11 protein-coding genes are annotated in these 12,172 nt (G+C 29.4%); all 11 read right to left on the reverse strand.

Translation table 11 applies throughout. From position 1 onward, the window contains the following. Window positions 1-179: 179 nt before the first annotated feature. Complete coding sequence (gene ltrA, locus VIM70_RS06690) at window positions 180-1,451, reverse strand: group II intron reverse transcriptase/maturase (protein WP_331944967.1); 1,272 nt, start codon at window positions 1,449-1,451, stop codon at window positions 180-182. Between the two features lie 517 nt (window positions 1,452-1,968). Further along, a complete protein-coding gene (locus VIM70_RS06695; protein ID WP_331944968.1) occupies window positions 1,969-2,148 on the reverse strand; it encodes a hypothetical protein in 180 nt (59 codons plus the stop codon). Between the two features lie 61 nt (window positions 2,149-2,209). Further along, window positions 2,210-3,421, reverse strand: coding sequence for a hypothetical protein (locus VIM70_RS06700; RefSeq protein ID WP_331944969.1), 1,212 nt, complete (start codon window positions 3,419-3,421; stop codon window positions 2,210-2,212). A 49-nt stretch (window positions 3,422-3,470) separates the two neighbouring features. Next, entirely contained in the window at window positions 3,471-4,787 is a 1,317-nt protein-coding gene (locus tag VIM70_RS06705) for a glycosyltransferase (RefSeq protein ID WP_331944970.1), read from the reverse strand. Window positions 4,788-4,880: 93 nt separating this feature from the next. Then, a complete protein-coding gene (cps2T, locus tag VIM70_RS06710) occupies window positions 4,881-6,032 on the reverse strand; it encodes a beta 1-4 rhamnosyltransferase Cps2T (protein ID WP_331944971.1) in 1,152 nt (383 codons plus the stop codon). A gap of 37 nt (window positions 6,033-6,069) precedes the next feature. Continuing rightward, the gene (locus VIM70_RS06715) at window positions 6,070-6,699 is read right to left on the reverse strand and encodes a CpsD/CapB family tyrosine-protein kinase (RefSeq protein ID WP_331944972.1); all 630 of its coding nucleotides are present in this window, start codon (window positions 6,697-6,699) and stop codon (window positions 6,070-6,072) included. Window positions 6,700-6,737: 38 nt separating this feature from the next. Then, window positions 6,738-7,400 carry a hypothetical protein gene (locus VIM70_RS06720; protein ID WP_331944973.1) on the reverse strand — a complete coding sequence of 221 codons (663 nt, stop codon included), beginning with the start codon at window positions 7,398-7,400 and terminating at the stop codon, window positions 6,738-6,740. A 50-nt stretch (window positions 7,401-7,450) separates the two neighbouring features. Next, window positions 7,451-8,506 carry a glycosyltransferase family 2 protein gene (locus VIM70_RS06725; protein WP_331944974.1) on the reverse strand — a complete coding sequence of 352 codons (1,056 nt, stop codon included), beginning with the start codon at window positions 8,504-8,506 and terminating at the stop codon, window positions 7,451-7,453. 102 nt (window positions 8,507-8,608) lie between these two features. Next, window positions 8,609-9,613, reverse strand: a complete 1,005-nt coding sequence (locus VIM70_RS06730; RefSeq protein WP_331945018.1) for a glycosyltransferase family 2 protein — start codon at window positions 9,611-9,613, stop codon at window positions 8,609-8,611. 5 nt (window positions 9,614-9,618) lie between these two features. Further along, the gene (locus tag VIM70_RS06735; protein ID WP_331944975.1) at window positions 9,619-10,575 is read right to left on the reverse strand and encodes a glycosyltransferase; all 957 of its coding nucleotides are present in this window, start codon (window positions 10,573-10,575) and stop codon (window positions 9,619-9,621) included. A gap of 73 nt (window positions 10,576-10,648) precedes the next feature. Then, window positions 10,649-12,166, reverse strand: coding sequence for an oligosaccharide flippase family protein (locus VIM70_RS06740; RefSeq protein WP_331944976.1), 1,518 nt, complete (start codon window positions 12,164-12,166; stop codon window positions 10,649-10,651). Window positions 12,167-12,172 lie beyond the last annotated feature (6 nt).

A 12,172-nucleotide genomic window follows, 5' to 3' on the forward strand; every position in this document is an offset into this window, starting at 1 on the left:
GCAATAATTTAATTTGGAATCTATCTTCTCCTACAATAAATGGCATCGTATCAACCCCTTACAGTATATATTCGACACCAATGAGCTAATTCCTTTTTGATTTAAAACTTACTGTATTAATTGTTAGACAGACTCACGTGCGGACCCCGCATACGGCTCCTGGCAAAACTTAAAATTATTTATTCATAATAATTTGACAAGATACCGACCTGTATATCAGACAAATGAACAAGCTTTATTTCTTTGAACCATGTGTTAGGTAGAGCCATGTGTATCAATGTGAAATTTGAATTTCTCCATTTTACCATTGATATTTTCTTAAATTCACCTTTATACCCTCTTCGCCTAAGTGCTTTATGCAAAGATTTATAACCCTTCCACTCTTTCATTTTCTTCATTCTTAGCCTTCTTTTAATCCAACTAAACAGTTCCTCAAAAAGTCCCTTACAGTTTGCAATTCTAAAATAATTTGCCCATCCTCTAATCACTGGGTTTAAATTTCTAACTATTTGTTCTATATTCATCCCATGGTTTCTAGGCGTTAGCCTTCTGATTTTATTTTTGAATCCTTCAATTCTTTTAGGATGTATTGAAACCCACTTTCCTCTTATTATAAATCCAAGAAAAGCCACCCCTTTATTAACGTCAGCTATATGGGTCTTAGTTACATTTACCTTAAGTTTCAAGTATTTTTCTAATATATGAATTGCCATAGCTAGATATTTTCCTGCTAATAACCTTGATTTTGCAAAAATCAGTATATCATCTGCATATCTAACTATACGGATACCTTTTTCCATCATTGCTTTATCGAAATAATCTAAATATATATTCATTAGCAACGGTGAAATAACGGCGCCCTGCGGACAACCTATATCAGATTCATCAAAAATTCCATTTTCCATAGTTCCAGCATTCAAGAACTTACCTATTAATTTTAAAATTTTACTGTCGCTCACTTTTTCATTTACTGATTTAATTATTATTTCATGGTCAAGTGTGTCAAAGCATTTGGATAAATCCATATCTACTACATGCTCTAATCCATATTTGTTCATGAATCTTTCAGCTTTTGCTACAGCTTTTTGACAAGACCTATTCGGTCTATAACCATAGCTTGAAGGATGAAATGTAGGTTCAAATATTGGTTCTAAAATATTCTTTAGTGCTTGTTGGACAACCCTATCTCTAACCGTAGGAATACCTAACGGCCTTTTAGTGCCATCATCTTTATCAATATACACCCTACGTACTGAAAGTGGCCCATACGTTTCGGTTTTAAGTTCATGATTCAGCTTGACTAGATTAGCTTCCATATTAGCTTCAAAAATTTCAATAGTCTCCCCATCTATACCAGGGGCTCCCTTATTGCTTTTGACCGCTTTGAAAGCCTTTGTTAAGTTATCAATTCTATACACTTTATCAATCAAGCTATACCACTTTTTCATCATAAACTCCTCTCGCTTTGCTATCTAAATTATTCCCTTATAAACCACAGTTTCTTCATTAGATTTGCTGACCTCTTTAGCCTTTCGGCAATATATCTAGCTTAGCCTAATTACTCTGTTTAGTACGGACTATGTTTCCAGTAGATTCGTCATCACCAGTTACAAGTACCTCTTAGTATTTCAACTTCGATTATCTTTCCTAATAAGTTTATAGATTCACAATTTTGAGTCGCAAACTTTGTTTTGCCTTCCTCCCTTTGCAAGCATAGATACTTTTGGTAATCTATACCTCATTATGACTGCTATTATAATAGCTTCTGCACAATGTCCTCTTAGTTTTACCCTCCATACTGTTACCAGTTTTCATTGGCTAAAAGTTTATCACTACTATGGATTCATCTGCCACCTGCACTACATCGTATCTCCCTTGTGTTCCCACTTGTTTGAACTTACCTATTAAAATAGGATAATACAGGCTTCTCCAGATAGGTTTGCCTGCCTAAATGCGAACGCATCCGTCTTAACTTATAAAGTTATCCAACTTTGGGGCTTTCCCATATTTTGCAGGGTTACCCACTCTATAAGCCATCTTCGGTTTACTTTCGTTATGTTCCACATTTCCCCTGCTGCTTCCTTCAGACCCTACCGTTACCAGTAGCGCCCTTGCTCTCAGGTTGTCTTCCCGTTGGTTAGGTGACATAGGCTTCTTTCAGCCTATCGGCTCAGCGAACATGCTGGACGTACAAAAAGAGATAATCTTTTTAGATTATCTCTTTTCCTATGTGTAAATTGTTTTCTAACTCAATCCTATCTGGTGTCCATTGACTTAGAATTAATCCATATACAATCCAATTTACTGGATTGGTAAAATAGCCTCCGTAAATCTGATATAAAAAGCTAAATAACAGAAGGTTTGCCAGTAACATATTCCTTTTGAAGAGGACATTGATTAATAAAATCAAAAGTAATAAAACGGTGTATATTATTCCAAATATTCCGCTCTCTGCAATGAAATACGGATATGAGGCTGCTACTACTGCTGTCATTCCAGTTGCCTGAAAAACTTTTCTTGTATTATCTGTATTTAGGTTTCCAAGACCAACCCCAATACCGTTTGTAGCAGTTATTGCTGTAGCTGTGAATTTCTGAGTAACAGTTACTCTGTAACTATTAGAAGAATCTTTTCCATTTAACGTATCAACAGTTCTCATATAAATTGACGATTTAGTAACGATAAACAATATTGTTACTATCGTGAAAACTATTATTAATCCATATCCAACTAAAATATTTTTATACTTTAGTTTTGTGAGTATAATTACAAATGCTACGAATGTTACAGTTCCAGCAAGCATTATTGAAGATCCATAAGCCCCAGATAATGCCAATAGAATTAAACAATCTATCATATATATTATGTACTTAACCCTTTCTTTCCTAACCTTTTCCTTAATAATTAAATACATTAATATAATAATTATAAAAGATAAGTGAAAACCTAGTTCGCTAGGTTCTATATAAAATAAATTTAGTCTTACAAGGCTATATTTATTTATAGTATCATGGAGCCTCCATAAATATTCATTTGACTTAAATAAAAAAGCAATAGGTGTAAGAATTAGATATATCCTACAAATATAATCAACAAACTTTTTAACTTTAAAATAATTCATTTTACCCGATACTAAAATCATTAAAGAAACACAAATAGTAATTTTGGAAATATTAACGAGAAGCTTTTGCATTTCCAAATCTTTTATAATCATTCCTTGAAGTATCCCATAACATACAATAGGTAACGCGCATATTATTAAGAGTGAAATGTCTCTTTTTCTTTTAAATAAAACGAAAATGGTCCCAATTATACCTAACGCATAAAATAAGTCTAAATTGCCAGTTAAAGTTTTACTGACAAAAGGTAAATTGGCAAACATCTGGTGAAAGCAATACAATAATGCCATTAATATTTCCATTAAATTATTTCTCCATTTCTTTAAAATTTCACTATAAACAAATATTATCTTATCCTTTAATTAGATTCGTGTACAATTTCATTATATCCTCAGTATGTTTTCCCATTTGATAAATACTTGGTAACTCAATTATATTTTGATTAATATAAGATAATTTTTCTCTGTCTTTTATTATAGCTTGTAAGTCATCATATAATTCATCTTTACTTGCGTTGATTATGATTCCCGTCACTCCAGGATTTATCATATCCTTAAAACCTACAAGATCTGTTAAAATTACAGGTACTCCATAAGAAAATGCCTCTAGGGCTATATACCCAAATGTCTCATACCAAATACTTGGCACTATTAATACATCTGTATTCTTAAATATATCCTCTAGTTCGCTATAATCATAAGTACCCTCTACATTTACTTTTCCCATAAACTTATCCGTATTTACATTTACATGTCTTCCATAAACATTCAATTTCCATCCATCAATATTATGATTCAATAAATTTCCAAGTACATCTAGCAGAAAAAATAAGCCTTTATATTTTTCTATAGATCCAATATAAGTTATCTTTAGTGGTTCATTACTATTGCTATGTTTTTTCACTCTATTATCCTTTATGTTTGAATGAGTGATATTTAATACTTTGCTATTTACATTGTCTATATATTTCTCATATGCAAATTTAGATACCGTGCTATTATAATGAATGTAATCTATATTATTCAATATATCTATATAATATTTTCTTATATTAACATACCCACCCGAAGAAGGTTTAACATTGTTATTTTTTTCTTGTATCTGTTCAACTTCAGATAGATTACGATTTTTCTTTATAATTAACATCTGCTTATAGGTTCTTAATTTTTTCAAAATTGAACTATTTTTTAATTTCCTATAAGTCTTTGACTGCATTAAAATTACGAGCCATTTACTGTAACCATTTGTATTGCATTCAATACAGTTGTTCCCATTGTCATAATTCTTACATATTGAGCCTTCCAAATCTATAAGATTGACTTTAGGGCATATTCCAAAATAGTCATGAGTTGTAAATATGGTTTTTATATTTAACTTTTTTGCAGCTGTTATAAGTTCTTTATTGAATCCCATAAAAGTGTGAATATGTATAATCTCTACATCTAGGTCTTTTAAAAATTTGATATAAATATTTACATCTACATCTTTCAAATAGCCCTTTGGATTTGGTATTCCACTTAATAATGGAATAGATATAGGATTTAATACTTCATATACCGAAATCCCTTTAAAGGGTTTATTCTTAATAAGGCGCAATTTTGTATTCAGTGAAAAACTTCCTGGATATAAAAGTGAAACTTCGTCACCGTTTTTAACTTGGTTTAACATAAGATCTACAGAATATTTAGTTAACCCTCCTGTCCTAAACGGAGGTAACCCGAGAGAATAATGCAATATTTTAATAAACCTGCACCTCCTTAACTATAAAAACAGTTCTTCATAATCATTAACAATCTTGTCCCAAGAATAAAAATCAGCAATAATATTTGTAGATATATTAGCTATCGCACCGATCTCATTTTCTTTTAATTTTTCAGTCTTATTTATTAAAGCCAATAAATCACCATCTTGCTTACTAAAATACAAAGCTCCCTTTTTACCAACTTCCTCATTAAAGTTAACCCCTAAAAGCAAATTAATATCGGTACTTGATAAGGCTTCAAGCAGTGAGGGATTTGTTCCTCCTACTGAATGTCCATGGATATACGCAAATGCATCTTCTCTTATTTTTTTTAGAAGTTCACTATCATATACAGTTCCTACAAATTTTATTCTTTTATCACTAGTAAAATTTGTTGCCTTAAGTAAACTATTATAAAATTTGTTTTTCTCCACATTTGTAATTATAACCAAATCTTTATCAACATCAGATTTCATAAATTCTCTTATCATAGTCTCGTAATTATTTTCAGGTACAAACCTACCAACTATTAGATAATATTCTTTTTTTCTTACAGAAAATTTATTGAAAAAGTTTGTTACTACGACCTCATTGTCCATTAGCTTAGATCTATCAATTTCAGCTCCATAAGCTACAAAAGTAGTCTTTGGATTATATGAAGCATATTCTGTTTTTATATAATCCTCTATACCCCTTGAATCACATACAAGTAAATCTGAATGTTTAACCATCAATTTCTCAGATAATTTCCAATAAGCTCTTATTGGCATACTCCATTTGCTTCTTTTCCATTCATGTCCATCAGGATTTACATAAAGTTTTATTCCCAGTTCTTTTAATTTTTTCGTGAAAAAACACATAAATGGACCGATACGACAAGCAAGAATAAGAATAATAGAATTTGATAATTTATGTTCTTCAATATACTTTATAGATTTGCTCAACGCTTGAATGTCATAGAGCACAGCTTTAGCACTGCCTATATCTTTAACTTTTACATTAAAGCATCTTGCCTTATTATAATAAAATTGATCATCCTTCACATTAAGGCAAGATACATGATACATGATATCTTTACTTTTTTTAAAGAGAGTCAACTTATCTACAAAAGTTTCAAACCCACCATAATTCGCTGGTATTCCTTTAGATCCTATAATGAATATATTTGCCACTTGTTAACACCCCTATTTTTCTTACGTCAATTAATTGTTATTTTGTTCTATTCAAAAATATACCTATAATATTAGCATTAGCTTTTCTCAAAATTTCTTTAGCTTTTAAAGCTGATTTTCTTTCTGTTTGTCCGTACTTAACCACAAGCACGCACCCATCAACATACTTTGATAAAGCCACAGCATCTGCGCCCTCTGTAAGTGGTGACGTATCCATAATTACATAATCAAAATCTTTTTTTAAGGATTGAATTAATTCATCAAATTTTGATGAGACAAAAAGTTCCGCATAGTTTAATGACAATGGACCTGAAGTTAGAATAGTTAAATTTTCTTGCTTTGTAGTATTAACTGCTGACTCCAAATTGATATCTCCAGATAGAAAATTCACTAGACCTTTCTCATTAGGTAGTTTAAATATATTATGAATATTCGAATTTTTTTGATCACAATCAATAAGTATAGTTTTTTTACCACTCTTTGCAAGCACCAACGAAAGATATGCAGCTGTAGTAGACTTACCGACCTTTTTTTCTTCACTGGCTATCATGATAACTTTGCTTTCTTTCTCGGCGCATTGGAACTGTATATTTGCTTTTAATTCGTAAAATGCTTTTACATTAATTGAATCTAAATTTAGATACTCTGAATTTTTTATTTTTCCCATTTTAATTACCTCTCCAATCATTGTTAATTATCTATTCTTTAAATGTCCATTTTTCTTCTATTAGGCAAATTCCCGAGAACTGGGAGTCCCAAATATTTCTCTACATCATCTTTAGTCCTAATTTTCTCATCAAAGAAACCTATAAAGGTTACAATAAATATTGAAAGAAAAAGTCCAAGTAAAAATGCTAATACAACATTCATAACTTTAAATTTACTATTTAAGAGATCAGTCTGAACCTCCATAATTTTAACGGTCTCTGTGGGATATATGCTCTTTACTTCTCTTGAAAATGCTGTGCAAACTGCATTAGCTATATCCAAGGATTGTTTTTGAGTGTCTCCACTAGTTGTAATTGTCAAAATCGGAGCATCAGCTGCTACAAGAATATTGTAGCTATTTTGAATTTTCAGGACAGGAACAGTGCCTTTTAATAAAATACTAGCATTCTTTGCAGTAGAGCTAGAGTTTGCAATCTGTTCGTATGTAGTAATAAACCCTTTCGCATTAATTATATCTGCTTGCCTGCCTATTATAAGACTTATTTTTGTTTGATAAGCTGGTTTTGAACCTTTCATTGAATAGTAACTAATAAAAGTTGCTGATAATGTTAATAACACAGTTATCAGTAATATAATCCATTTTCCTCTTTTAATAACATTTATAAACTCTTTATAGCCTACGGCATTTTCATTGTTCATTTTAATACCTCCATGGTAATTTTTATCATTATAATATTGTTTCACTAATTTCAAATTCTATAATCTTTTATATTGCTTTGTATTAATTTGATTCTTACTAAGAATATTATTAATACAATATTTTTTGATTTCATTAACTTAATAATTAACTTATTAAATTTTCCATTCACATTAGAATTATTTAAATTTTTTATAACATCTTCATCAGTTATTAAGTCCGTTATTTTATGGAATTTACTTTTAAAATCTAATTTATTTTTCGGATAAACTATCCCATAGAAATATTCAATTATACGATAAATAAAATGAGTCGATTGATATTCTATAGCTTCCTTGTTATATTTATCCCACTGTTTTAGCTTATTTATAACCATGTTATTTTCTTCTAAAACGATATTTAAATAGTTTTCTGAATACTTTAACCATACTGGATTAAAATTCTCAATTCTGTATTTGTATAAAACTCTGCTAACAACTATACATTTGTCTATATGTTCATAATAATTAGCATTATATATTGTATCTTCACCACGTTTATAATTCTCAAATTTCAAATTATATTTCTTTATGATTTCTGATTTGTAAATCTTATTCCATAGAGTATCCCCAATTTCTTCTTCTCTCAAATTGATATAATTTTCTAAAATTTCATTTTTAGACATAAAAAAATGTTCTTTTGGTAACACCTTAGCTGTTCTTATAGTTTTTCCGTTTTTGTTTACAGTAACATTAATTTGACCCGATATAACTAAATCTACATCATTATTATTGATCTTTTCATACATTTCTTTTAGTAAGTTGGGTTCATACCAATCATCACAATCAAAAAATATAATGTATTTGCCTGTAGATTCATCTATCGCTCTATTTCTAGCTGCCCAAGTTCCTTCATTCTTTTTACTAATTAATTTTATTCTTTTATCTTTTTCAGCATATTCACTACACATTTTTTTACTATTATCAGTAGATCCATCATCTATTATTATTAATTCAAAGTTTTCAAATGTTTGGTTTAAAATCATTTCTATACATTCGTTTATGTATTTTTCTCCATTATAAATGGGAACTATAATACTTATCTGAGATAAAATCTCTGACTGAGGCATAATAACACTCCTTAATAACCACATTTGCTGGTTCATCACTTTCGGTGCTGTTCATCACCTTATGGTGCTGTTCATCACCTTATGGTGTTGTTATTTTTTTAACTATCTAAGCTTATATAATATAGGGAATATAATGCCGTAAATTCTTGTCTTTATAAGTAACGCATTGACTTTATCTTTAAGTGTCAGTTTACTATTACCTATTATCTCAGAAATTTTTAAAGCATCTATCTCCTTGGAAACCACCTTTTTAAACTCAGAATAATTACTTTTTTCTCTAGTTTCACAATATTGTATCCAATATTTATTATGGATTGCCCATAGTGTTTTTATCATATACACTCTATAATAATCAATTAATTTTTCATAAAGGAGTGAATCCTTCATTATATGGTTTCTCATGATATAACACCCATCAAGCATATCTTTCATTGCTTTAATTGAGAATATTTTTGTAAGTGATTTTTCTCTTTGCCTATAATAATATAGTGGTTCATTCATTGAATAAATCTTCTGAGAGTTTGCCAGTAATAAAAATCCAACCGGAGTGTCTTCACATACTATAAAATCAGGAAATGTAATGCTGTTTGTTATAAAAAGTTCCCTTTTATGCATCTTATTCCATACATAACCCTTAATATCATTTAATAAAAACATTTTAAGAGCTTCAACTTTATCTATATAACCCTCTTTATCAATTCCTTCTATTTTCTGATTCTTAGATTCTTGTTTATCAGACATATCGTTATACAATATATAATTACAAATAACTACATCTGCACTTTGTCTTTTAGCTTTGTTATACATTTTTTCAAACATATTTAATTCAATAAAGTCATCTGAATCAACAAATGCAATGTATTCTCCACTGGCTACTTTGAGCCCAGCATTTCGTGTTTCACTAATACCTCTATTTTTCTGATTTATAATAATTATCTCAGGATATATTCTCTTATATTCTGTAAGTATTTCATTACACCTATCTGTAGACCCATCATTTACTACGATAATTTCTTTATTTTGGATAGTTTGCTTAATGACACTATCTAGGCAAACAGATAAGTATTCCTGTACATTATAAACAGGTATTATAATACTGACATCCACTCTACTCAACGAGACACCACCTTCTTTAATTTATAAACTGTGATATCTTTTAATAAGATTCGTAGATGTTTTGATAAAGTATAATTTTTAAGGATTAAATAAATTCTATAAAACTCATTCTTTTTCTTATAGAGTTTTGATTTACTAAGTCCTTCTAATGCTAAACTATACTTTTTCTCATCATTTGCATCAATTTTAATATTCTTTAAATGTTCTACTGATTCTTTTTCATTTCCATATTTCACTCTATCTTTATACATCTTAACAACGTGTTTAGAGTATAAAAGCTGTTGAAGTGAATTACTTTGAGAAATTCCACTTTTTCTTATTCTATATCTAACTAAAAATTCATTTGTATTCGCAAGCTTAAATCCATTAGTTATAAGTCTTAATAAGAAGTCATAATCTTCTGCGCATGTAATTTCCCGGTAGCCTTCGTTCTTTTCTGCACATTTTTTTTTGAAAAACCATGTTGGATGATTAACAAAATCTACATTTACTAAACAATTTTTTATTAATTTCATATCCTCAGGTACTATTGAATCTCTATATAATTCTGCGCCTTCTTCATCTATATTAATACATCTAGCACCCAAAAAATCAACATCAGGATGGGCATTAAGATAATTCATTTGTTTTTCAAACCTATCAGGCATAGATATATCGTCTGCATCCATCCTTGCGATAATTTCACCTTTTGCATACGTTAATGCTTTATTTAAGCTTTTAACTAATCCCATGTTTTTTTCATTTTTAAAATATCTTATTCTAACGTCTTTTTTGCAATAAAATTTAATTATGTTATCCAATTTCTCATTATCCGGATTATCTAAAATAATAATAAATTCTAGACTTTTGTAACTTTGCTTAAGTATTGATTCTATTGCTTCCATTAACCATTTTTCTTTTTCGTTATATACACTCATAATTACAGACACCAATAGTTGTTTATCGCTATTCATGGAAAACACCTCGCTAAATATTCTATTGTTTCTTATAAGCCCTACAAGGCCTCATAATTTTGTTTCATCTATTCTAAACTTGCTTCCTAAACCTTCGCATCTTCAATGCTGAGATAAAGATTTTCTTCTCGTACTCATTAAATCCCAATACCCAAAATACAATAAAGTATATCATTGTAAATAGACCACCAAACATCAATATTGAAACATATGAGGTCAAACTAAATATACGTAAAGCAAAGAACCCAATTATAAATGAAATTGAAGTTGGAATTAATAATTTCAACATTTGAATCCAAAAGTACTTAATATCTAGCTTTATAACATATTTATAGTATATATTATTTGCAACAGCATTTATAATCATGCCTATTGCTGTACCAATTGCACATCCCATCCCTTGATATTTCTTTACTAGTAATATTGATATAAGCACATTGATGATTGCAATAGACAAATATATATACGCCTTCACTCTATGCATATTCATTGCCTCGAGCATTGTAGCAAATAATGATTGAATGATTGAAAATATTTGAGGAAACATAAGTACTATTGCAATGAGATAACAATATGAATATCCATCGCCAACCCACCGCACAATAAACTGTTTACCTACTAAGATAAAACCAACAAAAATATAGCTACATATGTAATATTGAATTCTGCCTACTTTTGTTAGTAATATCATTAGATCTTTTTTGTTTGCCTCGACTGTGACCATTTTTGTTAATTTAGGCAAAAACATACTTGATAAAACATTAGACAAAGATATAAAGTATGTATTAAATTGTGATGAAACTGCATATATAGCAATAGGTGCTGCACCAACGAACATTGCTATTATAAGTTGATCTGTATTCCAATATATTTGATAAGCTATTGCACCTAAAAACACGAAAAATGAATAATTAAATATTTGTTTGAATAGTGCTTTATCAAACCCGGCAAATTTTATTTTTAAATTTAGTACCTTGAAGCAATATATAACATTAACTAACCCGAGCATTATGTTAAAGATTGTTGAACCCACTACCATTCCAAATGCTCTATAACCAAATAGTAATATAGTTATCATAATAGCAGGATTCATAATTGTTCTTAATAGATTAATTATTTTTATATAAACAAATTTTTCATATGCTGTTATGATTGAATTAAATATGCTTAAAGGAAACGATAGTGAAATGTTAACAATAGCAACCATAAACATTTGCTTTGTTTTAATAACTTCATCCACACTTAAACTCTTACTCATCATTTTTCCCAAATTGAGATAAACTATTGTTCCTATTACTATGGATATCAAAGCTAAAACCAAATACAAGCTTAAAAACATTCCATTTACTTTTTTCCGTCCATCCTCATTTTTTTCTACCATATATTTAGAATTATATCTAATAACTGCATTTCCAAATCCCAAATCTAGAAGATAAATATATGCAACTATTGAATTTACTAAAGAAAATAATCCATATTCAGCTTTTCCGAGTTTTGATAACATAAATGGCGTATACATCAATGAAATTACATTTCCTACTATTATGGTAATGTATGTTATAACTACAGCTTTTCTCATACCATTCTTCAAATCTTT

It is taken from the genome of Clostridium sp., assembly GCF_036569345.1.
Taxonomy (GTDB): domain Bacteria; phylum Bacillota; class Clostridia; order Clostridiales; family Clostridiaceae; genus Clostridium_AD.

Bases quoted from the DNA above. Each gene is read 5' to 3' on its own strand.
- VIM70_RS06725 (WP_331944974.1), bottom strand. From the start codon at position 8,506: ATGCCTCAGTCAGAGATTTTATCTCAGATAAGTATTATAGTTCCCATT.
- VIM70_RS06720 (WP_331944973.1), bottom strand. From the start codon at position 7,400: ATGAACAATGAAAATGCCGTAGGCTATAAAGAGTTTATAAATGTTATT.
- VIM70_RS06715 (WP_331944972.1), bottom strand. From the start codon at position 6,699: ATGGGAAAAATAAAAAATTCAGAGTATCTAAATTTAGATTCAATTAAT.
- VIM70_RS06705 (WP_331944970.1), bottom strand. From the start codon at position 4,787: ATGTTAAACCAAGTTAAAAACGGTGACGAAGTTTCACTTTTATATCCA.
- VIM70_RS06695 (WP_331944968.1), bottom strand. From the start codon at position 2,148: ATGTCACCTAACCAACGGGAAGACAACCTGAGAGCAAGGGCGCTACTG.
- ltrA (WP_331944967.1), bottom strand. From the start codon at position 1,451: ATGATGAAAAAGTGGTATAGCTTGATTGATAAAGTGTATAGAATTGAT.
- VIM70_RS06700 (WP_331944969.1), bottom strand. From the start codon at position 3,421: ATGGAAATATTAATGGCATTATTGTATTGCTTTCACCAGATGTTTGCC.
- VIM70_RS06735 (WP_331944975.1), bottom strand. From the start codon at position 10,575: ATGAATAGCGATAAACAACTATTGGTGTCTGTAATTATGAGTGTATAT.